At 40.6% G+C, this 26827-nt stretch carries 21 protein-coding genes and 1 pseudogene; 12 read left to right on the top strand and 10 right to left on the bottom strand.

Translation table 11 applies throughout. From position 1 onward, the window contains the following. Nucleotides 1–13 precede the first annotated feature (13 nt). The 4 genes from H2672_RS12070 (at nucleotide 14) to H2672_RS12055 (ending at nucleotide 5875) form a co-directional block, all read left to right on the top strand. A complete protein-coding gene (locus H2672_RS12070; protein ID WP_186671840.1) occupies nucleotides 14–988 on the top strand; it encodes a quinone oxidoreductase family protein in 975 nt (324 codons plus the stop codon). 85 nt (nucleotides 989–1073) lie between these two features. Then, nucleotides 1074–1916, top strand: coding sequence for a glucose PTS transporter transcription antiterminator GlcT (gene glcT / locus H2672_RS12065; RefSeq protein WP_186671666.1), 843 nt, complete (start codon nucleotides 1074–1076; stop codon nucleotides 1914–1916). 310 nt (nucleotides 1917–2226) lie between these two features. Further along, nucleotides 2227–4272, top strand: a complete 2046-nt coding sequence (gene ptsG, locus H2672_RS12060) for a glucose-specific PTS transporter subunit IIBC (RefSeq protein WP_186671664.1) — start codon at nucleotides 2227–2229, stop codon at nucleotides 4270–4272. A 157-nt stretch (nucleotides 4273–4429) separates the two neighbouring features. Then, nucleotides 4430–5875 carry a DEAD/DEAH box helicase gene (locus H2672_RS12055; protein WP_186671838.1) on the top strand — a complete coding sequence of 482 codons (1446 nt, stop codon included), beginning with the start codon at nucleotides 4430–4432 and terminating at the stop codon, nucleotides 5873–5875. A 505-nt stretch (nucleotides 5876–6380) separates the two neighbouring features. Here the strand turns inward: H2672_RS12055 and asd are convergent. Together asd and pssA are read right to left on the bottom strand one after the other, a co-directional pair. After that, entirely contained in the window at nucleotides 6381–7160 is a 780-nt protein-coding gene (gene asd / locus H2672_RS12050; RefSeq protein ID WP_186671662.1) for an archaetidylserine decarboxylase, read from the bottom strand. Nucleotides 7161–7185: 25 nt separating this feature from the next. Next, nucleotides 7186–7719, bottom strand: a complete 534-nt coding sequence (gene pssA / locus H2672_RS12045; RefSeq protein ID WP_186671660.1) for a CDP-diacylglycerol--serine O-phosphatidyltransferase — start codon at nucleotides 7717–7719, stop codon at nucleotides 7186–7188. 309 nt (nucleotides 7720–8028) lie between these two features. On the opposite strand from pssA, the gene efeO reads away from it, so the two are divergent. Genes efeO through H2672_RS12030 form a run of 3 tightly spaced genes read left to right on the top strand, consistent with a single transcriptional unit; the run spans nucleotide 8029 to nucleotide 11874 of the window. Then, nucleotides 8029–8883, top strand: coding sequence for an iron uptake system protein EfeO (gene efeO / locus H2672_RS12040; protein WP_186671658.1), 855 nt, complete (start codon nucleotides 8029–8031; stop codon nucleotides 8881–8883). Between the two features lie 5 nt (nucleotides 8884–8888). Then, entirely contained in the window at nucleotides 8889–10166 is a 1278-nt protein-coding gene (gene efeB / locus H2672_RS12035; protein ID WP_186671656.1) for an iron uptake transporter deferrochelatase/peroxidase subunit, read from the top strand. Next, entirely contained in the window at nucleotides 10141–11874 is a 1734-nt protein-coding gene (locus tag H2672_RS12030; RefSeq protein WP_370569639.1) for an FTR1 family protein, read from the top strand. The genes efeB and H2672_RS12030 overlap by 26 nt, the downstream gene beginning before the upstream one ends. A gap of 70 nt (nucleotides 11875–11944) precedes the next feature. Here the strand turns inward: H2672_RS12030 and H2672_RS12025 are convergent, their stop codons facing one another. Together H2672_RS12025 and H2672_RS12020 are read right to left on the bottom strand one after the other, a co-directional pair. Beyond that, nucleotides 11945–12376, bottom strand: coding sequence for a YusW family protein (locus tag H2672_RS12025; protein ID WP_255485795.1), 432 nt, complete (start codon nucleotides 12374–12376; stop codon nucleotides 11945–11947). 118 nt (nucleotides 12377–12494) lie between these two features. Continuing rightward, nucleotides 12495–13400, bottom strand: a complete 906-nt coding sequence (locus tag H2672_RS12020) for an AEC family transporter (RefSeq protein WP_186671650.1) — start codon at nucleotides 13398–13400, stop codon at nucleotides 12495–12497. A 992-nt stretch (nucleotides 13401–14392) separates the two neighbouring features. Between H2672_RS12020 and H2672_RS12015 the strand changes: the two genes are divergently transcribed. Beyond that, on the top strand, nucleotides 14393–14941 hold the full coding sequence (locus H2672_RS12015; protein ID WP_370569643.1) for a DUF420 domain-containing protein: 549 nt from the start codon (nucleotides 14393–14395) through the stop codon (nucleotides 14939–14941). A gap of 71 nt (nucleotides 14942–15012) precedes the next feature. On the opposite strand, the gene H2672_RS12010 is transcribed toward H2672_RS12015, so the two are convergent. The 3 genes from H2672_RS12010 to H2672_RS12000 all read right to left on the bottom strand — a co-directional run bounded on the left by H2672_RS12010 (nucleotide 15013) and on the right by H2672_RS12000 (nucleotide 18191). Beyond that, the gene (locus tag H2672_RS12010) at nucleotides 15013–15729 is read right to left on the bottom strand and encodes a 3-ketoacyl-ACP reductase (RefSeq protein ID WP_186671646.1); all 717 of its coding nucleotides are present in this window, start codon (nucleotides 15727–15729) and stop codon (nucleotides 15013–15015) included. Nucleotides 15730–15985: 256 nt separating this feature from the next. After that, complete coding sequence (locus H2672_RS12005) at nucleotides 15986–16735, bottom strand: polysaccharide deacetylase family protein (RefSeq protein WP_186671644.1); 750 nt, start codon at nucleotides 16733–16735, stop codon at nucleotides 15986–15988. 127 nt (nucleotides 16736–16862) lie between these two features. After that, nucleotides 16863–18191, bottom strand: a complete 1329-nt coding sequence (locus H2672_RS12000; protein WP_186671642.1) for a TrkH family potassium uptake protein — start codon at nucleotides 18189–18191, stop codon at nucleotides 16863–16865. 519 nt (nucleotides 18192–18710) lie between these two features. Between H2672_RS12000 and nhaC the strand changes: the two genes are divergently transcribed. Then, on the top strand, nucleotides 18711–20165 hold the full coding sequence (gene nhaC / locus H2672_RS11995) for a Na+/H+ antiporter NhaC (RefSeq protein WP_186671640.1): 1455 nt from the start codon (nucleotides 18711–18713) through the stop codon (nucleotides 20163–20165). 70 nt (nucleotides 20166–20235) lie between these two features. Here nhaC and H2672_RS19965 read toward each other — a convergent pair whose 3' ends face one another. Then, entirely contained in the window at nucleotides 20236–21486 is a 1251-nt protein-coding gene (locus tag H2672_RS19965; protein ID WP_186671638.1) for an HTH domain-containing protein, read from the bottom strand. An 83-nt stretch (nucleotides 21487–21569) separates the two neighbouring features. Here H2672_RS19965 and H2672_RS11985 point away from each other — a divergent pair, with 83 nt between their 5' ends. Both H2672_RS11985 and H2672_RS11980 read left to right on the top strand, forming a co-directional pair. After that, nucleotides 21570–22682 (top strand): mandelate racemase/muconate lactonizing enzyme family protein, encoded by a 1113-nt coding sequence (locus H2672_RS11985; RefSeq protein WP_186671636.1) that lies wholly within the window; start codon nucleotides 21570–21572, stop codon nucleotides 22680–22682. Then, complete coding sequence (locus H2672_RS11980) at nucleotides 22679–23362, top strand: N-acetyltransferase (RefSeq protein ID WP_186671634.1); 684 nt, start codon at nucleotides 22679–22681, stop codon at nucleotides 23360–23362. The genes H2672_RS11985 and H2672_RS11980 overlap by 4 nt, the downstream gene beginning before the upstream one ends. Nucleotides 23363–23491: 129 nt before the next feature. Here the strand turns inward: H2672_RS11980 and H2672_RS11975 are convergent, their stop codons facing one another. Next, nucleotides 23492–23680 (bottom strand): hypothetical protein, encoded by a 189-nt coding sequence (locus H2672_RS11975; protein WP_186671632.1) that lies wholly within the window; start codon nucleotides 23678–23680, stop codon nucleotides 23492–23494. Nucleotides 23681–24073: 393 nt separating this feature from the next. Here H2672_RS11975 and helD point away from each other — a divergent pair, with 393 nt between their 5' ends. Next, nucleotides 24074–26305 (top strand): RNA polymerase recycling motor HelD, encoded by a 2232-nt coding sequence (gene helD / locus H2672_RS11970; protein WP_186671629.1) that lies wholly within the window; start codon nucleotides 24074–24076, stop codon nucleotides 26303–26305. 137 nt (nucleotides 26306–26442) lie between these two features. Here the strand turns inward: helD and H2672_RS11965 are convergent. After that, a pseudogene (locus H2672_RS11965) lies at nucleotides 26443–26827 on the bottom strand (NADP-dependent phosphogluconate dehydrogenase); the annotation flags it as partial.

Below are 26827 nucleotides of genomic sequence, written 5' to 3'. Positions count from 1 at the left end.
GGGGATTTTGATGATGAAAGCAATTCGATTTGAAGCGTATGGAGGTCCAGACGTGTTGGAGCTAGTAGATATCGATACACCAACAGTCGGTGATCAAGAAGTGTTAGTAGAAGTGAAGGCGATTGGCGTGAATTATGCAGATATCGCGCGTCGTGAAGGGAAATACGTTGTGCCGACTCCGCTGCCGTTCATGCCAGGTGCTGAAGTTGCCGGCATTATTACCGAAGTAGGAAAAGACGTTAAACGTTATAAACCTGGTATGCGCGTCGTATCTCTAATCGAATCGGCAGGTTATGCGGAGTATGTCAACCTTCATGAGATGGCACTCGCACCTATTCCTGACGGTGTTGATTTTGTAAATGCAGTCGCGCTACCCTTGCAAGGGCAGACGGCTTACCATATTTTAAAAACAATGGGACGGCTTGAAAAAGGAGAAACCGTTCTGGTTCATGCAGCAGCTGGAGGGGTTGGTGCAATTGCAGTCCAACTTGCAAAAATCTTCGGAGCAGGCAAGATTATCGCTACTGCAAGCAGTGCTGAAAAATTGGCGCATGCAAAAGAAATGGGTGCCGATCATGTTGTTAATTACACAGAAGAAGGTTGGGAATTAAAGGTCCGTGAACTAACCGACGGGAAAGGTGTGGATGTAGCACTTGAAATGGTCGGTGGTGATATTTTCCGCAAGACGCTGAAATGCCTTGCCCCATTTGGCCGTGTGGTTGTATTTGGTGCAGCAAGCGGTGAATCTTCACCATTACTTGCTGGAGAATTGATGCGCCGCAATCAATCTGTCATCGGATTTTTCCTGCCTCAAATTATGAAAAATTATGACATGTATCAAGCTAGTTTCAAGGAATTACTTGGGTTTATTGAAAGCGGTGATTTAGCACTAACGATTGGCGGCACGTACAGACTGGAAGAGGCTGCGGATGTACATCGACTGATGCAGGGGAGAAAAACGATGGGGAAACTTGTTTTGGTTCCTTAATACACCCATGACGAGCATAACAAGCTCCTATTCAAATGAGATTAGTGCTAGAATAGAGTCAAGAAAAGATAATGGGGATAGATGGATGAAAACGTATCTAATTAAGAAAGCGTTGAATAATAATGTGCTCATTGCTACTGATGTTAATGGTAATGAGGTCGTTTTAATTGGTCGAGGCATTGGCTTTGGGAAAAAAAGTGGAGAGCCGATTATTCAAGAAAAGGTTGAAAAATTATTTGTGTTGAATGACCCTAAGGAGCAGGAGCAGTACAAACAACTTCTTTCTACTCTTGATGAAGATACATTGAAAGTACTTATTTCCGCTGTTGAAATTATTCAAGCGAGGTCTGATATGCCACTGAATGAACATATTCATGTTGCGCTCACAGACCATTTAGTATTCGCGGTCAGTCGGATGAGGCGTGGCATGGCGATCCGAAACCCATTTTTGCTTGAGACAAAGGCACTTTATCCCGATGAATATAAAATAGCCGCTGAAGTTACGGCGATGGTTAATAAACAGCTAACTGTCGCACTCCCTGAAGGTGAAATTGGTTTCATCGCGTTACATATTCACAGTGCCCTTGTGAATAAAGATGTGCGTGATTTAACAAGACATTCAGAGTTAATGGTTCGGCTTGTCAAAATGATTGAAGAGCAACTTGAAGTAGTTATTGATAAAAACAGTATTGATTATATGCGGTTGATCCGCCATCTTCGTTTTACAATTGAACGGGTAGTGCGGGGAGAGAGGATTGCAGAACCGAAAAAAATGACGGGACTGTTAAAAACAGAGTATCCAGTTTGTTACAATCTTGCTTGGAAGATGATCAAAGTGATACAACAGACACTAAAAATGGAAATTTATGATGCTGAAGCAGTTTATTTAACACTTCATTTACAGCGGATTCAATCAAGAGTCGAATAATAATTTGGAACAATTACGGATATTAAAATCTGTTTGAAAAATTAATCTATCTATGGTACGATTGATTTTAAAGTCATTGGATTAGTTAATAGGTATTTTACTAGCTATTCGTATATAATTTAATAATATATTATCTTCATACGTGTTACTGAGAGAATCAGGCATGAGTACAAAGATGATTGATACAGCTTCGAGAGGGAAACCTTTTGATGGCTATTTCAATTTCTTTTATACTCATGTTTTTTTATGCCGTTTTTCAGGGGAATGAAGAGATCCAATGACTGAATTATGTATAAAGGGAGGTTTTACTATGTTTAAAAAAGTTTTCGGTGTTTTACAAAAAATCGGTAAATCACTGATGCTTCCGGTAGCGATTTTACCGGCGGCAGGTCTATTATTAGCATTTGGTAATGCTTTGCAAAATCCAGTATTAACTAATTTTGCCCCATTCCTTGATAGTGGGTGGGTTGTAAAGATTGCATCTATTATGGAGGAATCGGGAGCTATCATTTTTGGTAACTTACCTATTCTGTTTGCAGTTGGGGTTGCCCTCGGTCTTGCAGGTGGTGAAGGCGTTGCTGCACTCGCCGCAATTGTTGGCTATTTAATAATGAATGCCACGATGGGAACGGGTCTCGGTCTTTCTGCAAAAACGGTGTTAGAAGGGGGAGACCCGGCTTATGCACTATTACTCGGAGTACCATCGCTCCAATCAGGTGTATTTGGAGGAATAATAGTTGGGGTGCTTGCCGCAGCGATGTACAATCGTTATTACGATATTGAGTTGCCATCATACCTTGGTTTTTTTGCCGGGAAACGATTTGTACCGATTGCTACAGCAGCTTCTGCCGTTGTCCTTGGATTACTAATGATCTTAATCTGGCCACCAGTACAAGAAGCATTAAATGTTTTTTCAAACTTTGTTCTTAACTGGAACACTGCTCTATCAGCATTCGTATTTGGTGTAGTTGAGCGTTCGTTAATTCCATTCGGACTCCATCATATTTTCTACACACCATTCTGGTTCGAATTCGGAACGTATATCAATCAAGCGGGAGAGGTTATCAGAGGTGATAACCCGATTTTCCAAGCACAAATTAAAGATGGTGTACAAGAACTTACAGCAGGAACATTCATGACTGGAAAATATCCATTTATGATGTTTGGTCTTCCAGCGGCAGCTCTTGCCATCTATCATTGCGCAGATCCTAAACGAAAAAAGATTGTGGCGGGAATTATGGGATCCGCGGCTCTTACGTCATTTTTGACGGGAATCACTGAGCCAATTGAATTCTCATTCTTATTCGTAGCGCCAGTATTATTTGGAATCCATGCACTTTTTGCAGGTTTTTCATTTATGATCATGCATCTTTTAGATGTGAAAATTGGTATGACGTTCTCTGGAGGTTTAATTGATTATATTCTCTTTGGTGCGATAAATCCGCAGACGAATGCTTGGATGGTCATTCCAGTTGGTCTCGTATTTGCAGTCATCTACTACTTTGGTTTCCGGTTTGCTATTAAGAAGTTTAACCTCATGACGCCTGGCCGCGAACCTGAAGAAGAGAATGCGTCTAGTGAGATTGGTGTAGCAGCGGATGATTTGGCGTTTGAAATATTACAAGCAATGGGTGGAAAAGAAAATATCTCAAGCCTTGACGCTTGTATTACGCGACTTCGTGTATCTGTGAATAATGAGAACCAAGTAGATAAAAAGCGGTTGAAACAACTTGGAGCAGCTGGAGTGCTTACTGTTGGAAATAATATTCAAGCAATATTTGGACCGCGATCTGAGATTATTAAAGGTCAAATTCAAGACGTAATCAGTGGAAAAAGATCTCGTTCTGAAGAAGTAAAACAGCCGGTTATTACTGATAGCAAAGTTTATTTGGATGAAAATAATCAAGCGTTTGTTTCACCAATACAAGGTGAGATTAAGCCGCTTTCAGAAGTACCTGATGCTGTGTTTGCCGAAAAAATGATGGGCGACGGTTTTGCGATTGTACCATCAGAAGGTACTGTTGTGTCACCAGTTGACGGGACAATTGTTACTTTCTTCCCGACAAAACATGCACTAGGGATTCTAGCTGATTCAGGAAGAGAAATTTTAATTCATGTTGGGATTGATACAGTAAAATTAGAGGGTAAAGGTTTCGAAGCTTTAGTTGCACAAGGTGATCGTGTTAAAAAAGGACAACCTTTGTTGAAGTTCGATGTTAATTATATTAAGGAACATGCGACTTCAATCATTACTCCGATTATCTTCACTAATCTATTTGAGGGTGAATCAGTCGTTATTAATAAGTCAGGTACTGTTGAATTGAAAGAAGAAAACATTGTCACCATTGAAAAATAAAGAATGGGTACCACGCACTTTTAGAAAGAAATCAGCCATGAATAAAATGGCTGATTCCTTTCTTTTTTTTATATATCACCCTTATAATTAGTGTCAGAAGACTTCCTTAACTGACGAATGGCCCCTGTTTGTGAGATAATACACTTAGAATGAGAGGCTGATTACAATGACATTTCAAAATTACAACTTAAGCAAGGAGATTACACGGGCGCTAGACGGGCTTGGGTATTCTTCACCTACAGAAGTGCAAGAGAAAGTAATTCCTGCGGCACTTACTAAAAACGATTTAGTTGTCAAATCACAGACGGGTAGCGGTAAGACGGCGGCTTTTGGAATTCCCATCTGTGAAATGGTGAACTGGGATGAGAATAAACCACAGGCGCTAATCTTAACACCGACGCGTGAACTTGCAGACCAGGTCAAAGAAGACATTACAAACATTGGCCGTTTTAAGCGTATTAAAGCCGCTGCTGTCTACGGGAAATCTCCATATGCTTATCAAAAAGAAGAACTGAAGCAAAAATGCCACGTAGTTGTGGGAACACCAGGGCGTGTATTTGATCATATTGAGCGAGGTTCGCTTGTGCTTGACCAAATTAAATATCTCGTACTTGATGAAGCTGATGAAATGCTAAATATGGGCTTTATTGACCAAGTCGAATCAATTATTAATAAATTACCGAAAAACAGAACGACTATGCTGTTCTCAGCAACACTTCCTGAAAAGATTGGCAAACTAAGCAGTAAATACATGAACAACCCGAAAAATATTGAGATAGCTTCAACTGTGACATTGACGGATCAAATTGACCATTCACTCATTATCGTAAGGGATCCCCAAAAGTTTGACCTGCTGCGTGATGTGACTGTTGTTGAAAATCCAGATAGCTGTATTATCTTTTGCCGTACAAAGGATCAGGTGGACAGTGTTACTGAACAGCTTGAAAAACTACACTATACTTGCGATAAACTACATGGCGGTATGATGCAGGAAGACCGTTTCTCTGTTATGGATGAGTTCAAGCGCGGTGAATTCCGCTACTTGGTTGCTACAGATGTTGCTGCACGTGGTATTGATATCGACAGCATTACGCACGTTATTAACTATGACCTGCCTGTGGAAACTGAAAGTTATGTGCACAGAGTAGGAAGAACTGGACGGGCTGGTAAAAGAGGGAAAGCGATTTCTTTCGTCACGCCTAATGAAAATCACTTGCTTGATGAGATTGAAGCGTACATCGGATTTGAAATTGAACAACGCAATGCTCCATCGAAACAGGCAGTTGTTGTCGCAATGGCTGCGTTCACTGAAAAGCTGGAGAGTCTACCTGAATTGAAAAAGAACAAAAATGTTTTAGTAAACAAAGATATTATTAAATTGTATTTTAATGGCGGCAAAAAGAAAAAGCTGCGTGCTGTGGACTTCGTCGGTACAATTACAAATATTGCAGGCGTGTCGGCAGAAGACATTGGAATCATCAAAATACAGGACACTGTGACGTATATTGATATATTGAACGGTAAAGGTAAACTCGTTTTGAATGAAATGAAAACGACAACGGTTAAAGGAAAGCTATTGAAAGTGCATATAGCGAATAAATAACTGCCCATAAGAAAAGCGGAAGGCGCCTTCTAGGCGCGACAGGCATAAGTCAATCCGGCGACGTGGCGCTCTTTGCCACATAGCTGGATTGCTTATCAAGGAACGTAGCCTAAGTACGCCGCGTCCTGCGGCAATGGCTACGTGACCCACATCCTGTGGGCCTCCGAGCGGCTGGCGCCTGTAGCTAGACACTAAGAAAGCGGAAGGCGCCTAAAAGGAACGCAGCTTAAGTGCGCGACGTCCTGTCGCAACAACTGCATACCTGCATCCTTGCAGGCACGACGTGGCGCTCTTTGCCACATAGCTGGATTGCTTTTCAAGGAACGTAGCCTAATTACGCCGCGTCCTGCGGCAATGGCTACGTGACCCACATCCTGTGGGCCCCCGAGCGGCTGGCGCCTGAAGCTAGACACTATTCTAAGTTGAAAAAAACGTATACTTTCTTACCATAAAAAAAAGCAATTCTTGATCAGTCTTATCTGATCAAGAATTGCTTTTTTCTTTACTATTGAATCCACTTACCAACTGGTTGTCCCACTAGTACTTCACTGTTCAACTCAACAGTCGGAGTAAAGTTTGGGTGATTTTCTATAAACAGAATAACCGTAGAACCAAAACTGAAATATCCAAAATCATTACCTTTAATACATTCTTTCGAAGAGTTAAGGAGCTGAATACTATTCACATTTAACGCACCGACTTTTACAATGGCCACTTTTCCGAAATCCGTCATTACTTCTGAAATTAGTCGATGGTTCGTGGAGAAGGGGCTCTGTCCAAGACGTAATCCTAAACTATTCACAGGATAAGAAACGCCGCCAAGGGCGTATCGTGAAACCAATGCTCCCGTTACAGGATAGTGGAAGTGATGATAATGGCTTGGAGATAGATAAAAGATATAATACATGCCATCTTTATAAGCAGCTGCTTTTTCAGAGGTACCCATAATTTCGTTTATCTTATACTGATGGCCTTTTATCAGGAAAGATTGGTCGGTAGCTATTTTCCCAAATCCACTTACAACGCCATCCACTGGTGAAGTGAGGACGTTCATCGAAGGATCCACTTGACGTATTCCATCTTTTAGCTGCCGTGTAAAGAGTGCTTGCAGACTCTTATAGTGTGAAATTGGGTATTCCATTTCGTCATTATTAATGCGATAAGCATTGCTGAATGGTTGAATGAACGGCCGGCTAAATCGTGAGCCTGTAAATGATTTTAAAAGAGCAGAAGAAACTGGATTCCCCGTCAGCTCAACAAAAGACTTAAAGAGTGCTTTTTTCATTTATATTATCCTCCGAACTAGTCATTTACACTTTCGCAATACGAATATTGCTAATCATCAATATTGACATAATCAACATCAATACAACGAAAAATAAGGGGCCGACATATGGAACAAGGAAAAAGCTTAATGTCATGACAATTCCCGCTGCTGTAATCGGAACACCATAAAATGCACCATCAAATTCAGATGAGTTGTAGCGGGCCAGACGAACTGCGCCAGCCAATACGTAAAAAATGGTAACGATGACTCCAAGCCAAGGTGCCGTATGAAGTGTTGTTTCGTAAATTAATAATGCAGGTGCTAGACCGAATGAAACAAGATCGCATAACGAATCGAGTTCTTTGCCGAAGAGTGATTCTGCATTGTAATGTCTTGCCACCATTCCATCGAAACGATCGAATAATGCAGCAAGGAAAATGAATAGTAAACTCATATGACCTAAGCCTTTTATAATAAGAATGATAGCAACAACGCCAAAACTTAAATTCAACAATGTAATTGCATTCGCCAACTGCGCTTTAACTTTGGATTGTTCAACGTAATCGGGTGAAAACATAAAACACCTCCTAATAGTGTATAGACAACTTCAGATTAATTAATAGCCATGATTTCAACTACCCCAAAATACAATGATACCATGATTTCTATGGTGAAAACTGTGAAATTAATGACGAATTAAAATAAAGTATATAACCGGTAATCTTATATTATACTTGAATAATGAAAGGTGTGCAATTTAGAGTGCAAGTTTCAACTGTTACTCTATTCTGGTCGCTTAAAAAAGTATGAATTATATATTGACATTTTAGTGACAATGATTATCATTATTAATTAAGAAAGAAATTAACTTGAGAGAAGGTTCAAGATGAAATCAAAAGCACTTATAGCACTAATTCTATCAGGCGGAGTTATCATGGCAGCTTGTAATGCCGACAAGGATGCAGCCCCTGCTAACACTGATAAAACACAGCCGGAAACGGTTGATTTACAAACTGAAATGGAAGCTTATCAAGCATTCGCAATGGAACAAATGGATCACTTTCTTATTGAAACAGAAAAATTCGTAATAGCCGTCAAAAATGGAGACATTGACAAAGCGAAAGAAATTTATCCGAAAGCCCGTATGTATTTTGAACGATCAGAACCTATAGCGGAAAGTTTTGGCGATTTAGATCCACGTATTGACGCGCGTCTTGCCGATTTGGAGGAAGAGGGGCAGGGCAAAGAAGATTGGTCAGGCTATCATAAAATTGAATATGGTCTTTGGGTTGAAAATACGACAGTAGGTTACGAAGAGACAGCGGATCAATTATTAAAAGACGCGAAAGAACTGAGAGCACGTGTTGAAACCGTTGAAGTAACACCAGATTTGATGATTACGGGTGCAGTGGATCTCCTTAATGAGGTATCTACGTCAAAAATTACAGGAGAGGAAGAAATTTATTCCCATACAGACCTCTATGATTTTAAAGCGAACATTGAAGGGGCAGAGAAGATAGTTGAAATACTAAAAGAAAAAATCAAACTTAAAGATGCAAAACTAGTTGATACGTTAACTGCGAAATTTACAGATTTGAACAATCTATTAGCGAAACATGAAGATGGCAGTGGTAATTATATATCCTATGAGCAGCTAACGAAAGAGGATACTAAAGCGTTAGCAGAAGCTGTCAATCAACTTGGCGAGCCATTAAGTCAAATCGGCATTATTATGGAGTGAGTAGAATGTCAGATCAACAACAAGAAAAATTATTCAACAAGAAAATATCACGCAGACAGATGCTGAAATATACAGGCGCTGGAGCGGTCGGGATTGCTATAGGTGCTTCGGGGTTAGGTAGCATTCTGAATACGTTCGGAATGATGGCTCTTGAAGATGACATGAATGCTACCAATAAAGTGTTGTTTCACGGTAGGCATCAATCTGGAATTGCGACGCAAACCCAAAGTCATGTCTACTTCGCATCTTTAAAGGTCTTGGTAACATCTAAAAATGAACTGCAAGAGCTGTTCAAAATGTGGACGCCTCTTGCAGTCCGTCTGATGAATGGTGAATCCATTTCGCAATCTGACGCAAATGGTTTTGTTCCACCGAAAGATACAGGTGAAGCTCGAGGGCTTGATGCATCCAATTTAACGTTGACCTTTGGCGTTGGACCTTCGCTTTTTGAGAAACCAGGCCTGGGATTGAGCGGTAAAAAACCGAAAGAGCTTAAAGACCTTCCACACTTCCCGAAAGATCAGCTTAATCCAGCTTATGTAGGCGGAGACATCTGCATCCAAGCATGTGCGGATGACCCACAAGTTGCGTTTCATGCAGTTCGAAATTTGATTCGCGCGGCTTCCGGAAAGGTTTCATTAGCGTGGTCTCAAACTGGCTTTAACTCATTCCCAGTGAAGAATGGAGTGAAACAGACTCCGCGTAACTTGTTCGCGTTTAAAGATGGAAGCGCCAATCCGAATTCGAAAAATAATCAAGACATGAATAATGTCGTTTGGATTCAGCCGGGCGAATCCGAAAATTGGTTGACGGATGGAGCGTACTTAATTGTTCGTCGCATTCAAATGCATCTGGAAACATGGGATCGCACTGCTTTACGTGAGCAAGAAAACGTATTCGGACGACATCGAGATAGTGGCGCACCACTTAGGAAATTGAACGAAATGGATGAGCTGGAAGTGAATCGCTTAGACGAAAAAGGCAATCCAGTCATTCCGGTGGATTCCCATTCCCGCCTTGCAAGGGAAGCGGGCGAACGTATCCATAGAAGAGCATTCAGCTATGCCTCGGGCGTTGTTGATGAGACAGGGGCATACGATGCAGGATTACTTTTCATTTCATTCCAAAAAAATCCGAAGCAGTTTATAACGATACAAAATCGCTTCGGTCGTTCAGATAAATTGAATGAATACATTACACATCGAGGCAGCGGACTTTTTGCATGCTTCCCTGGTATTCAAAAAGGGAGTTATATCGGTGAGGCACTTTTTAGCATATTGTAGTCAAATCAGTTTCATAGCACTACTATTTTTCACACTGATAACGACGCCAGTTGAAGCGGCAGAATCATACGGCGAATTGTATATCTCAATCAGTGATGCCATTATGGGCTCTAAACAGGGAAATGATGCAGAGGCAATCGCGGCGTTGGACACTTTCAAAGAGGATTGGCAAAAATTATCGGTAGCGGACAATGTGAAATCTCAAGAAATCGAGCAAGCTCTGCAACTAGCATTTGAAGCGAAAAGTTCGGAAATCAGACTTAAAGCATTAACGAATCTATCAAAAGCATTGCATACACTTGAAAAAGCAGAGAACCCTGTCGACGAAAAGGCGCAAAGGGAAGTTTTTGATAAAGCAATCCAACCTTCCTTGAAAGTGCTTCAAGAGGCTATCCAATCAGGCGATAAAACAACGATGGAAGCTACTCTTAAAAATTTCATTTCCGATTGGAAAAAAAGTGAACGGCCTGTACGGGAACAAGATCTTGCCGCTTACGGAAAAATTGAAACACAAACCGCGTTCATTCGCATTTCTTTAGCGGAAGATGAACCGAATACACTTATTTTAACGGAGCAATTCAATGTATTAACGACAGCAATCCAAAACTTTGTTTTGGGTGAAAAAGTAGTAGTGAAAAACGAGGGGTACTCGCTAGCTACGCTAATTGATCTATTAGATGACAGTAAAGTTTCTATTAAAAACCAGAAATTCGACGAAGCGGCTAAATCACTAAGAGAATTCATCACAATCTGGCCGAATGTTGAAGGCGATATCCGAACGAAAAACGCTAAACTCTATACGAAAATTGAAAATGAGATTCCGATTCTTGTAAGCGATCTGTCAAAGCAGACAGTAGATGAAAAGGACATCAACGTGAAGTTGGACAACTTCAAACAGCAGATTGCTCTTCTACAAGGAAATACAACGTATAGTTTCTGGGATTCAGCCCTCATTTTACTACGTGAGGGATTGGAAGCCTTACTCATTATGATTGGACTTATTGCATTTCTAAAGAGATCTGGCCAGGAAGCCAAGCAAAAATGGATTTACCTCGGGGCACTCGGCGGAATTACGGTAAGTGCAGTTGCGGCCATTTTGATGTCGACACTGTTTCAATCGCTTACCATCGGCACAAGCCGTGAAATGATGGAAGGATATATCGGGCTTTCCGCGGCTGTGCTCATGCTAGGTGTGGGGATTTGGCTTCACAGAAAGTCGTCCGTCATCTCGTGGAATCAATACATTTCGAAACAGATGGGTAATGCAATCTCAAAACAAAGTGTATGGGCGATGGCCTTCATCAGTTTTCTTTCTGTGTTTAGAGAAGGAGCCGAAACCATTGTCTTTTACGCTGGTATTGCACCGAAAATGCCGACAGCTGAATTTATCAGCGGAATCGTACTCGCAATCATCATTTTAGTCATTATTGCCTTTCTGTTGCTGCGCATTAGTGGTCGGATTCCAGTTCATCGTTTCTTTTTAGTCGCGACAGTACTCATCTACGTATTGGCATTTAAAATTATAGGTGTTAGTTTGCATACATTGCAATTGACGAATGTAGTGTCAATGACTGTGGTGAAGGGGTTGCCAATCCTAAATGGTATTGGCTTTTATCCGACTGCCGAGACAATAATTGCCCAGGCGATTTTACTCGTTACCATTGTCATTACGATTGTTTATAAAAGAAGAGTGGATGCGCAAAAGTAGTACTAGTGATTGCAAGAAAAAACGCCTCAATCGACTTGCTGATTGGGGCGTTTCTATCTTTTTACAGGGATTACTTCGTCATCATTAATACTTTTTTATCATGACCTTTAAATTTCACTGTCAATTTTAACGTTTTATAATCAATCACTCCGAATGCCTCTGATGCCTGCTTGATGATATCTACGTCATCCATGTCGGGTTCAAGCGATAGTTCCTCAAAGATCGTATTGAGTTTTTCCATGGCTTTATCACCATGCAAATAAAGATCTTCCATTTGGTTTTCGTAAGTTGCCTCTGTTTTATCACGCTTTTCATCATAATTGGCGGTAACTGCTCCTTTAATCTCTTTCGTATCAATTGCTACATCAAAAGCGGTGAAGCCGTATGTATCACCAAGCGGCTCTTTTGGCGATTCAGATTCTGTTACTAGGTTCTTATTGCTACAACCAACAATCAATAGTAGGGCAGAAATCATCGCGATTCGTAAAATTATGCGCAACATTGTCAACTCGGTCATCCTTTCCGGCCTTATCTAAAGTAGATTACTTTCAATCTAACCGTAGTAGGGGGAAGTTATACGGGAGGGAACGACAAATCTGTTATCCAATCACCTGTTAAAATTAAACACCTAGGAAGAACAGTACGACGGGAATGGTGATAATACTGATTAGTGTCGTGAAAAATGTTGTAAACGATACAAGATCAGGTTCCGTCCCAAATTGTAATGCAAGCATCGTTGTATTTGCCGCTGCCGGCATGGATGCTTGTACAATAATGACCGCTTTTAGAAGGTCATTGACGGGCATGAAATACAAAATTCCGACTGCAATCAGTGGAGAGGCTATCATTCTGATGATGCTGACTGCGGAAACAAAACGGTAAGCGACTCTTTTTCGCGAAATAGCTGCAAGCTGCATACCGAGTACAAGCATTACCGTCGGAATAGATGCATCTGCAACGAGACTGATGGCTTCCATGACTGCGGTTGGAATAGGAATTGAAACTAGCTGGAGTGCGATTCCAAAAAAGGCGGCGTAAATGAGCGGCATGCGGATCACTCGTTGTGCGGACTGGCCTAATGTAGATTTTTCTTCTCCACCAATTGATGCAAAGAAGATGCCGACAGTATTCATGAGTAACGATTGAAACACCATCATAATGACGGCATAGTCAAATCCGACTGCTCCGAATGCAAACAGGACTACCGGTGCTCCGTAGTTCCCGCTATTCATAAATACGCCCCCAAGAATCATTGCTGATAATTGTGACCGCGTTGCCTTCATACTAAGTGCCGTAATCCACACGACAAGTAGCAGGATAGTTGTCAGGAGTAGACTAAATAACACAATATAGAAATAGTCCATCGTCAATTCATTTGTGTAAAATGTCCGAAACGCTAAAAAGGGCGACATCAAATAAAGAGCTGCTGTTGAAATAGACTTAATATCAAAGCCTATAAACTTTTGTCCAATGTAGCCAATAGAGAAGATGATAAATACCGGTAAAATAATTAAAAGTAAATTCATTAAGGGTTCAGCTCCAACAGTATGACCTGTTACTAGCATACCAGAATTCGGACTATTCAACTATCTAGTGTGAAGTAAAGAATTCCATTGATTTAGGTACGGCTCAAGGCTTATATGAGGATTTATTTGTTCAACCTATAAGTCTGTTGATTTACCAAGTAACCAGCAAATAACTTGATCACCTACTGGGTGCTATGTGTATAGTTCCATTTGGATCGCTTTGGAATTGAATGACTACTATACCATTATCGAGATGTCTGAATGTGTAGGGATGCGACATTGTCGCACCCCTACACACTTTTACCGTTAATCGTATGGTGGTCCTTCATCCGTCGCATTCCAAATGCATTTGTACACAGAGTGCAGAAACTTTTTGGAACGAAAGAATAAAGGGGCATCTACCTGGAGAAAAGCCGCCAAAGATGCAATTTTGGCGGCTGATGCTTTTTTTATGGTTTTTTCTTTCTTAATTAAAGAAGAGTCACTTTCTATAGGACGTCACATGATTAGATGCATTCACTTTGTTAAGAGTAAGCAAGAAGCACATTATCCAACGTGCAAGAGTGCCAGAAATTGCATCTTCGGGCACTTACACTCTATATAGAAAGTCATCTATTCGTTTCATTCAAACATACCTGCATTTTTCACTTGAACATTGTAGGAACGCGACAGGCAACTATTCGTAACAGGATTACTGAAAAAAGTGTGGCTAGAAGTGACGGAGTCACTTCTAGCCACACTAGGGCCCCACAGTAAATCTGTCATAAATAGTTAGCCGAAAGCGGACTGAAAATGGTCTAGTGAAAACGGTGTTTTATTAGCCCTTCTCACCAGTATTTTAAGCAAATAAAGGGTTAATCAACAGATATGTTCAACATACACAGTATTCGTTCACAAAAAAGTACTCTTTGATAAGGCACTGATTTACTTCTTGCTATACAATTATAGGATAGCGTTTTATTCAACTAGTAATGGAGTGAATGACATTTATGATGAAAAATGAACAGTCTACAAAAACGTTTAAAAAACGTAATTATAAACCATGGATTATTGCACTTTCTGTTATACTTATCGGCGCAATTGGCGTCTTGTCTGGAATGCGAGGCGTTAAAGATTTTGATGCGTTCGATCTAACAATTCTGCCTTTGACGAATGCAATTTTGAATAGTTTTACGTTTGTATTCCTGGTTTGTGCTCTAATCGCCATTCTTAAACGAAATATCACTGTTCATCGCCGTTTTATTTACGCGGCGTTTGTAACAACGTTTCTCTTCCTAATTACGTACGTCTCTTACCATTATCTGGCTCCATCCACGCCCTACGGTGGAGAGGGCTTTATGGCTGGATTCTATTACTTCATTCTAATCACACATATTATCCTTGCAGCAGCTATAGTCCCGCTTGCACTTACAAGTGTGGCGCGAGCATGGAATATGGAGAATGAGCGTCATAAGAAAATTGCTCGTTGGACAATGCCGATTTGGCTGTATGTTAGTTTTACTGGTGTGTTGGTCTATATATTGATTTCGCCTTATTATTAAGTGATTAGTGTTTGTAGAATGTAAAAAAGCCTTCCAAAGGGGATTTGGAAGGCTTTTTACATTCTGGGGTATTAAGGGTTCGTCGACCATAAACCAGCAGACTTAACAAGAATACGTGGGTGCAGTTTCAACTGTGCGACCATTACTTCTGCAAGATCTTCCGGTTGCATTACTTTATCAGGATTGCCGTCCGTTAAGTTTTCACTGAAAGCCAAATCTGTAGCAACTGTGCTTGGCGTTAATGCGCTGACACGGATGTTATGCTTTCTTACTTCAAGCATAAGTGATTCCGTAAGTCCGAGAACGCCGAATTTTGATGCACTGTATGCGCTTGTAACAGGTGCGCCTTTCTGACCGGCAGTTGAGGAAATATTAATGATGTCGCCTGATTCTCTTTCAATCATTTCTGGAAGAACAGCTCGTGTGACGTAATAGACGCCCATCAAGTTCACATCAATAATATTTTTGAATTCTTCTGGTGAAAGGTCAAGGAACTTGCCAAATTTACCGATGCCTGCATTGTTAATGAGGATATCGATTGGACCAAGCTCTGATTTGATATGTTCGACTGCAGCAATAACCGATTCATTATCCGATACATCAGCAGTTGCCATCGTCACTTCGACACCGTATTCGCTTAGTTCTTTTACTACTTTCTCAAGGTTTTCGGCTGTTTTTCCGATAAGTCCTACATTGATGCCTTCTTGAGCAAAAGCAATGGCTGTTGCGCGGCCGATACCCCTGCCTGCACCAGTAATTATAGCGTTTTTACCTTTTATGATTTGCATACATAACACTCCCTCTATGAAAGTTTCTACATAGAGCAGTATAACAAATGCAGCGTAAATTAGTGTCCGCGGCGATTATAAGAAACGTTTGGGGGTAACTGAGGTGTGAAAAAAGTGACACAAATAGTTACACTAAAACTGGTTTTCGACTAACTTTAACTGCTTTCACAACACTAATGGTAGACAGCCCTATTATACTTACAATGGGAAATTTGAAATCATCAATATGCCTATCGTAGATAAATCTTATGGCACTTCATTTCAATAAATCATCTTTTTGATTTGAAACTTTACTACCATTCCTATTCCAAAGTTCAGATATCGTGACGAATTCATATCCCTGCTTCTTAAGTGCAGGTAGAATTTCCTCGAGTGCTTGCACGGTTTGGGAGCGATCACCGCCCGCATCGTGAAATAAAACAACATCACCTGGTTTAGCGCCTGACAATACTGTTGTTACAATATTATATACCCCTGGTCTTTTCCAATCTTTTGTATCCTGATGCCATGACCACATAACTACTCTAAACCCATTCTCCAGGGCAATATTAATAATACGATCATTATAACTTCCACCTACGGGCCGATACAAAGATGGATAAGTACCGGTAATGTCATAAATGACCTCATTTGTCTTTATTAATTCAGATTTTAGCACTTCTGCAGTTTTTGAATAGGGGTGGGTATACGTATGATTGGCTATTTCATGGCCCTCATCTTGTTCTCTGAGGATAATAGCAGGAAATTTTTTTGCGCGCTCACCAATAACAAAAAATGTAGCCTTCGCATCATATTTATTAAGCACATCTAAAATTTGTGGTGTATATGTAGCGTGTGGACCATCGTCAAATGTAAGAGCAATGATTTTCTCTTCTGTCTTGATATTCCACAGTACATAGCCTTTATCTTCGTAATATGGCCTATCTTTCTCAGTTGCAAAAGAAACATAAGCAATTGAAAAAAACAGTACACTAACAATTCCTAATTTTAATCCCCAATACTTCACGTATTATCCCTCCTTGCCTTGCTATTTTGGCAGAGGATTTTTTTTGTGTTTATGTCCTCGCAAATAGTATTTGTCAAAGAGGAAGGATTATACGGCTATTTTTTTTGTACTTTGAACCATTTATTTTTCATCCAGACTGGACTTGATCATAAGGATAACGGAAAGACTCTTTTTTCGGTTTCAACAGTAAAAAGAATAATGTCAGTGGACCAATGCGACCTAAAAACATCACTGCACATAATAACACTCTTCCAATAGCACTAAAGTCTTCGGTTACCCCCATTGATAATCCCACAGTCCCGAATGCTGAAAAGACTTCGAATGCGAGAGGAAATACTGGGATGGTTTCTGTAATTGTTAATAAAAATATAAAACCAAAAACGATCATAGTACTAACCGCTGCAATTGCTAACGATCGAAAGATGATTTCAAATCTGATTGTCCTCCCAAAAAGATGAGGTTCCCCTATGGATCTAAAATAGGAAATGGTTGCTAAGATAATAATCATAAATGTGGTCAATTTAATACCCGACGCAGTTGAGGCACTACCTCCGCCAATGAACATGAGGAACATTGTGAATAACAAAGAAGCATCTTCCATGTCACCAGTCGGGATTGTGTTAAAGCCGGCGGTACGAGGTGAAACCGCCTGGAAATAAGATGCCAGTGCTTTATCGGCCAATGAAAAGTCAGCAATTGTGTGCACATTGTTAAACTCAAGAACAAAGATTGTCACTGTGGCCACACAATTTAATGCAATCGTTCCGGTAATCATCATCTTCGTATGAAGTGACCAATGCACGAACGACTTATTTTTAATAAGATCTAGCACGACTACAAACCCTAGTCCTCCAATGATCAGTAATGAGGAAAGAACAAGATTAACAAGCGGATCGCTAACAAATTGAGTGAGGTTATCAGGGAATAATGAAAAACCAGCGTTATTAAATGCTGAGATGACATGGAAAGTACTGTAATAAATTCCATCTTGCAACCCGAAAGTTGGTACCCAATAGAACGACAGGATAATAATGGCGACCCCTTCAACAATTAGAACAAAAAGAAGAATCTGACGAACGAATTTGACCATTCCTCCGAGCGTTTGAAAACTAAATGATTCTTGTAGATAAATTCTGTTCTGCATTCCAACTTTGCGACCAAGCAATAAAAGTATCGCTACAGCAAATACCATCAAGCCGATTCCTCCAACTTGAATAAGGGACATTAGAACGATTTCACCGAATAAGGTGAGTGTAGAGCTCGGGTCGAATACAATTAGCCCCGTCACCGTCGTTGCAGACGTTACCGTAAATAGCGCATCTATCCAAGTGATTGGATGTTCAGTCGCGATTGGCAATTTCAAAAGTAGCGTACCGATAAGGATTAGTAGCAGAAAATTCCCGGCAATCACCACTGGAGGGGAGATATGTCGTTTATACTTTTTCTTTGTATGCATATGCAGGCTCCCATCCTATAGAATATGAATCCTTATAGCAGGATTGTTGATTAACCAACTACAGTAAACCTTTCCCATTGTAATTTCTCAATGGGGAACAGTATTATGCATTCGACTGTTACTATATGAGCTAAAAGACGAGAGTGCAACAGCGGATAGAATTTATGCACATCAGCTTGATAGTGTTTAGTTGCTTACATATTATCAGAACAGCTACCTTTCCACTATACTTTTTTTGGAAATAAACAACTATATAAGTTGAACAAATGAATACCTATATTTACTGAGAGAAGGTGCCTTACAAGGTGAAGCCTAAGCCAATTCAATAGGATACTTTTTATCAACCTATACAGGCCTGAGAAAGTAATAGTTAGTATAAAATTACTGGAAGTTTGAAACCGCTTACAATAAATGCGGAAATACTGTTGACATTGCTTCAAACAGCCCTTACTATATTCATTAACGACTATTAAGCGACAGTTAATAATTTTGGGAATATTTCATTTGGGGGGAATATAGATGGAACAAAAAAATGAGAAAAAAATTGGTTTTTGGATGGCACTACTTCCTTTAGTTATAATGATTATTGTTATGATATTTACGGTTGTTAAATTAGAACAGGGCCCCCATATTCCATTGATAATTGGAACGTCGACTGCAGCTATCGTAGCTTGGAGAGCAGGCTTTACTTGGAAAGAAATTGAGGAAATGATGTATAAAGGTATTCGTTTGGCACTTCCGGCTGTTGTTATCATTATTTTGGTAGGGCTGACAATTGGCGCATGGATGGGCGGCGGAATTGTCGCCACGATGATTTACTATGGTTTGCAAATCATTACGCCCGCTTGGTTTCTAGTTACAATTTGTCTTATTTGTTCAATTGTCTCATTGGCAATTGGTAGCTCATGGTCGACGATGGGAACAATCGGCGTAGCCGGAATGGGAATCGGTTTAAGTATGGGGATTCCAGCAGGCATGATTGCAGGAGCAATTATATCAGGAGCCTATTTTGGGGATAAAATGTCACCGCTTTCAGATACTACGAATTTAGCAGCCGGGTTAACGGGGACGGATTTGTTTGATCATATCAAGCACATGTTTTACACGACGATTCCTGGACTAGCGATCGCGCTTGGTGTATATGCATATTTAGGAAAGCGTTTTGCTGAAAATAATATTGAAGTTGCTGAAATTGCACAAACAGCAAAAGTACTACAAGAAAACTTTCTTATTTCTCCTTGGCTTTTAGTTGTGCCACTTGCCGTCATTGTGTTAGTAGCCTTAAAAGTACCTGCAATTCCAGCACTGGTTGTAGGTATTGTACTTGGGTTCCTTTCACAAATATTTATACAAGGCGGTTCTCTCGTAGGAGGGATTGAGGCGTTGCAGAGCGGATTTACAATTGCCACTGGAAATGTAATGGTCGATGAATTATTTAACAGGGGCGGATTAGATTCGATGATGTATACAGTCTCCATGACGATTGTAGCTATGACATTCGGTGGGATATTGGAGTTTTCAGGGATGCTTCAGGCATTAATGAACCAGCTGCTAAAAGTTGTTAAATCTTCCGCGTCGTTAATTATCTCGACAATCGGGGCTTGTTTCTTAACAAATGCATCTTGTTCAGAGCAATATATCTCAATCGTTGTACCATCACGGATGTTCAGTAAAGCGTATCAGAATATGGGCTTGCATTCGAAAAACTTATCACGTGCACTTGAAGACGGTGGAACACTGACTTCTGTTTTCATTCCATGGAATACGTGTGGTGTCTTCATTTTTGGAACATTGGGCGTTAGCGTCGTCCAATACGGTCCATATGCCATATTGAATTTGGTTGTTCCGTTAATATCCATTATTTATGCATTAACAGGCTTTACGATTGTCAAGTTGACAGAACAAGAAAAAGAAAAACTTGCAGTAGACGAATTAAAAGAAGAGGAAATGAACAAAGAGGTAAATTTGGCTTAATAACTGGCGCTTGAGCCTAGACAAGAAAGAATGGAAAGTTCACCTGATAAAAGTGGACTTTCCATTCTTTTTAAAAATAAGAGTGAAAGTTAAATTCATATAAAGCACGGGGTCTTCCTTGCCGGTAGGTCATTTCCTCACCAATGATTGTCGCATACTTATAGTCGACAAGTTTTTTTAACGTACGTTCTGCGGTTCTTCGTGAGACATCTAAATATAATGCCAAATCATTTGCAGTAAATTGTTTTGTTTGACGCTCCAGACTGTATTGCATCAATTTAGAAATATTTGCAGGACTGAACTTGGTTTTTTCAGCCATCTCCACGAGAGCGGGTTCAGTGGTTTTCATCTCAACCGCTACGTCAGATTGTGGAAATGGACCATGCAATCTTTTGTTTGAATCTAACATATAAAAAGAATGACCATCACTTTGTTGTATAAGATTAAGTGCGAAATTCGCGTTTTCGGTTGCGTCAATGATTGATTCACCACAGCCAAATGCCATTTTTGCTTTAGTAGCAAGTGATTGAAACGCAGATAGGAATTCCTTGTTTTTTATAGCAGATTCGATGTTGCCCATTGAAGTATACAAGGTGAAATCTCCATCCTTTACACTCCACCGTGCCTGCATGATGGACGCCATTACAGTGATGATTACTTCTATGTCTTGTTGCGGAGAGATTGTTTTTACAATTCCGACTGCAATCTGGGCGGAGTTACTTTTTTGTAACAATGCTTGGTGTTTTGCATGTTCAATACTTCGAAGAATCGTACTTTCAGGATCGATCATCTTACATGCAGGAATGTTGTGTTGCTGTAGCTGCTCGAAAACAGCATGGACACTTGTAATGGCCATATCTGTTTTACCTTGTAAAGAGAGAGTGTGATGGTAGGACGCTATGGTAGTGATTTTTTCATCATCTTTTATCAAGTGAACAAAAGGTAGCTCCACACTTCGGCCCAAATCATTGAGCACATGTTCAATATAGCTTTGGTCACGTACATCGATGGATACGCGGCTCAAATCCTGCTGATTTTGTGCAGTTAACTGAAGCAATGTAATGGCTACAGCTGTTTCGTCTTGTTGCAGGTAAACGGCTGGAATCGGTAAGGCATCAAGTAACTCCTTGGAATAAAAGTAAGGGAGTGAGCCTGAAAACAACAGGGCATCACACGGTTTAAGCGTTTGCAGTAAACGGGGTGCTTCACTTGGTTCGGCGTAGCGATACCAGTTAAGTTCAATATCTTTGCGATTACTGACAAGTTGTTCTGTACGATGGCAAAAATCAGTTGATCCGATAACTGCGATTTTAATTTTCACGATGAACCCCCAATGATTAGCGACTATTTAACGACAATGATACAATAAAATATAGAGTTTGCCAATAGAGAGGATTTTGACTTATGAAAATAGCTGAAATTGAAATTTATGCGATTCACTTACCACTTTATGAACCCTTTGTTATCAGTTATGCAACTTATGATTACATGCCATCCATCATTGTGAAAATCACAACGGATACTGGTTTAGTCGGTTATGGAGAAGGTGTAGCGGATGAACATGTAACGGGCGAGAGTTGGAAAGGCACTTTCGAGATTTTGAAAAATACACTTGCACCGAAGTTAATAGGTGAAAACCCTATGAATATGGAGCGAATTCATGAATTGATGGATGCTGAAATTTACGGCGTACCAACGGCGAAAGCTGCCATTGACATCGCGTGCTATGATGTCGCAGGAAAAGGACTTGGTGTCCCTGTCTATAATCTTCTTGGAGGCAGATACCACGAAGAGTTTCCAATTACGCATGTGCTAAGCATTGCAGCTCCGGAAGCAATGGCGAAAGAAGCAGAAGAGCGTGTAGCCGCTGGATACCGTTCGATGAAAATGAAAGTCGGTACCAATGTGGCTGATGACGTGTTACGGATTCAAGCTGTACGTGAGCGTGTAGGCGAAGATATCGCGATTCGTGTGGATGTGAATCAGGGTTGGGTAAATAGCGCAAATACATTGCAAGGTCTTCAAAAGCTGCAGGACTGTTCGCTCGATTGGTTGGAGCAGCCTGTACGTGCCGACGATATAGATGGTATGGTCGAAGTGAAATCTAAATCTTCTACTCCGACGATGATTGACGAAGGTTTGCGTGGCGTGCGTGACATGAGAGAAATCATTGCCAAACGTGCTGCGGATAAAGTGAATATTAAATTGATGAAATGCGGAGGTATTTATCCGGCGACTAAGCTTGCACATATGGCGGAAATGGCGGGAATCGAGTGCCAAATAGGTTCGATGGTTGAATCGTCTATCGGTTCAGCGGCTGGATTCCATGTAGCCTTTTCGAAAAAGATTATAACAAGTGTGGAATTAACAGGTCCTCTAAAATTCAGCAAAGACGTTGGAAATTTGCATTATGACGTTCCATTTATTCGTTTGAGCGACAAGCCAGGATTAGGAATCGACATTGATGAGCAAGTGTTGCAAGAATTGACTGTGTTCTCAGAGAAGGTAACCGGATGAAACAAAATCATCTTTTGAAAAATGGAAATGAAATTACTATCGTACGCTTAACAGTAGATCAGCTCGATGAAATCCTTTTACTTCAGCGAAAAGTGATTGGATCATTATCGACTGGTTCCTTTTTACAGCCATTGATGGAGGAAGAATATACGTATATTTTAAATGGCAAAGGGCTAATGATAGGTGCTTATTATAAGGAACAACTAATTGCTTTTCGGGCCATGCTTGAACCTGAATTGGATGAAGAGCATCTTGGAAAGGATGCGGGACTGCATAGAGATGAGTGGCCGCTTGTGCTATATTCCGAAATCTCGAATGTTGATCCGGACTTCCAAGGCAATGGCTTACAAGTGTTATTGGGGAAAGTTCTAATGAAGGAAGTCAATCAAGAGCGGTTTCGCTACATTTGCACAACTGTTGCTCCTTTTAACATAGCCAGTTTGAAAGATAAATTTGCTCACGGTATGCAGATCGTCGAGCTTAAAGTGAAATACGGCAACTTACTCCGTTATATATTGATGAAAGATTTAACACGTTCGTTCGAAGAACAGGTCGCCTCGGAAAGTCACTATGTCCCGATGGAGGATACAGAACAACAACAGCGGTACCTGCAAGAGGGCTGGATGGGTACTGGAATTGATCTAGTAGAAGATCAGTGGGTTGTCCGTTTTGAGAAATGAACTAAGTATGAAACACCCTACTTTACATATGTGTAAAGTAGGGTGTTTTCGTTGATTTAATTTAAAAAGTAGCTTTTTTAGGGAGGATGCTGAAAAGTGTATATTCGTTAGCATTGATCGCCAAGCATATTAAATAAAGTTATGCATTTTGGCATTAGCTTTGATTTTTGCAATTTGTAGTTGCTGAATTTCATATTTGCTTAATGGATTTGGGTTCAACCAGTTTGTGACTGTATTTTGGGAAAGCCATGAAAAGTCTTTCCCTTGGTAGTTTACTGTTATCCATTCATGAATTCGGTTTTGAAGTTTAGTTAACATAGTGGTGGCCTCCATTTTTTGCGTTACTAGTTTTGTGGAACAATCTTTACTGGCTGGATATCTCGCGGCAAGCCTGTTGTTATACGTTCAACCTGTCCTGCTAATATAGAATAGCGCTTCTAAATGAAAGGGACATGTGAGGCAGATGAGAATTTGATGAGAGGCCTACTTACTTTAATACTAGAAACGCCCAGGTCTGAAAATTCGAAACGAGTGTGTCTTATTTGCCTATAACCCTGCTGAATTAGCATATTTGTCGGAATGTTTATACCATTATGTGAAACGGTGTTGATTCCAACCCTACCTAGTGGTAAACTTCAATTCTGTTTAATAAACCCCAACATCTCCCATACAACTGCACAGGACGTAAAATACGACAAATGGAGGATCTGTATGTCTCAGAAACATCCTGACTTTGAGTTTGAATTACAGCGCCTTGACTACACCAAACAGTACATGCAGCAATTGTTGGAGGAATCGCGACGTGACGTAAAATCCTCCCAAGAACAAATCCGTCAGTCGATGGCTGACTTGGATTATTTGGATTCCAGTTTAAGCTATATCAACATATTGACAAACGCCCGATTTTTTGAAATGGCCCGTTCGCAAAAGGAAGGGCTGGAGGCTATTCAGCAAAAGCCCTATTTTGCTCGCATTCATTTTCGAAAGGAAGAGGAAGCGGATGAGCTACTTTATATCGGAAAGACTTCTTTATTCCACCGGGAAACGCAGGAACCGATTATCGTTGACTGGCGTTCACCTGTTGCAAATGTTTATTACGATGGAAGACTGGGTGCTCTATCCTATAAAGTGCGAGATGAAGAGTTCGAAGGACATCTCTATTCCAAACGGCAGTATCGGATTGAGGAAGGTGAACTTCTTGATATCCGTGACGTCGATCTTACAACGAATGATGAACTTCTTCAGGAAGCCCTTGCTGGCAAGGCAGATACAAGACTGACAGAAATTGTATCGACGATTCAGGCTGAACAAAATGCAATCATTCGTGCGAATTTGAAACAACCGATTATTGTACAGGGAGCGGCTGGAAGCGGAAAAACAACGATTGCTCTTCACCGTATTTCCTATTTCCTCTATACAATGGGTGAAAGTTTCCCTTCCGATAAACTTATGATTTTGGCGCCAAGTAAATTATTTATGGATTATATAGCGGATGTGCTTCCCGAACTTGGTGTGGGGCGCATCTGTCAGACGACATATAGCGAATATGTTTTAAGTGCTACGGGACTGAAACTAAAGCTGACAGATCCAGATGCCAAGTTGGAACAGCTGACTGAGTCAGACACGTTGGATGCCGGGGTGCTTTTTGTAACACGCGTGAAGGGAGGCCTTCAATACAGGGAAATCATGCAACGCTACGTGCATAAGTTGGAACTGGAAACGGCTGCGTTATTCGAAGATGTCTTTATTGAAAAATACCGGATCATGAAAGCCTCTCGGTTGAAGCAGCTATTTCTGAAAGAGTTTTCGTATATGCCGGTCGAGAAAAGACTGGATAGAATTAAAATTATCATTCAAGGTGACGTCAAGCGGAAACGAAAGCAGCTTATGGAGATGCTGACGACAAAATACGATGCAGCCCTTGATAAAGCTCTATACGGAATCAGAGATGATGAAAGACGGAAACTTAAGCTAACAAGAATCTTGGAAGAACGCGACGAAAGACTTCCTGCCATTGAAAAGCAAGGTAGAACTGTAGTGTCAGCTTATATGCGCAGATTCAAAAAGTTCAACGTCAAGAAATTGTATCGGGAATGGTTAACAAGTAGCGAATTACAAACAGAACTTGCAGACGAATGGTCTGACAACGAAAGATATGTTTTTTTGGAAAAACATAAAAAAGAGTTTTGGGAAATCGAGGATTTAGCAGCTCTTTATTATTTGCACGCAAAGCTTAGAGGCATTGCAGACGAATGGAAAATGAGGGTTGTTTTCATCGACGAAGTGCAGGATTATAGCGAATTCCAGCTTGCTTCAATGCAAGACGGTCTAGAGACGGATATGTTTACAATGGTTGGGGATCTGGCCCAGGGAATTCATAGTTACAGATCATTAACATCATGGGAACCTATAAAGGCACTGTTTCCACGGGCAACGTATACGACACTTCAAAAAAGCTACCGAACGACAATTGAAATAATGAATTTGGCGAATAAAGTTCTCGCACAGATGGATGAGGATCTACCACTCGTAGAACCGGTCGTCCGTCATGGAAGGGAACCTGAGTATTATGAGATGTATGAGCTAGAGGGTGTCGGCGTTCAACGTATTTATGAAGGAATTATCGAACGTGGCCATCAATCTGTCGCACTTATTTGTAAAACGCGGAAAGAGGCAAAGAGAATTTTCACCTCTCTGCATGAGTTTGGAATGCCAGTTCATCTAGTGGGTGATCAATCTGGAATCAACGACAAATGTCTGTTGATTGTTCCAAGCCACTTAGCAAAAGGATTAGAATTCGATGCGGTCATTATCGCTGCTTTCGATGAACCATTTCGGGGTCATCCAATTGACCGGAAGTTGCTATATGTAGCAATGACAAGGCCGATGCATGAACTGCATATTGTTGGTATGACAGACACAGAAGGGGTCAACCCTTCCTAATTGTGAATAGACTTTTTATAATAAAAAGTACCAGGCCAAAACGATTCTGAGTCGTTTCGGGTCTGGTACTTTTTTTAGGTCTATAGAATGCAGGTCATGCAGCTGTTACCACAGAGCGTGGAAAACGTAGGCAAAGTTCATTTTGAGGGTACTAGCGTTTTTGTTTTTTTCGCTGACCATTCAGTATGGAAATGTCCTTCTTTATCAAGGCGTTCATAGGTATGCGCACCAAAATAATCTCGCTGTGCCTGGATCAGATTGGCTGGCAATGTTTCAGTACGATAACTATCATAATAAGCTAATGCGCTTGAGAAAGCAGGAACTGGAATGCCATGTTGAATGGCTATAGCTAATACCTCGCGAAGCGAATTCTGATAGTCTCCTACTATTTCTTGGAAGTATGGATCGACTAATAGGTTTGGTAATTCACTATTCGTGTCAAATGCATCTTTGATATTCTGTAAGAACTGGGCACGAATGATACAACCTCCGCGGAAAATCATGGCTACTTCTCCGTAAGGA

It is taken from the genome of Sporosarcina sp. BP05 (assembly GCF_014282005.1).
In the GTDB taxonomy this organism is placed as follows: domain Bacteria; phylum Bacillota; class Bacilli; order Bacillales_A; family Planococcaceae; genus Sporosarcina.
This window is presented reverse-complemented; position numbering and strand designations above follow the sequence as displayed.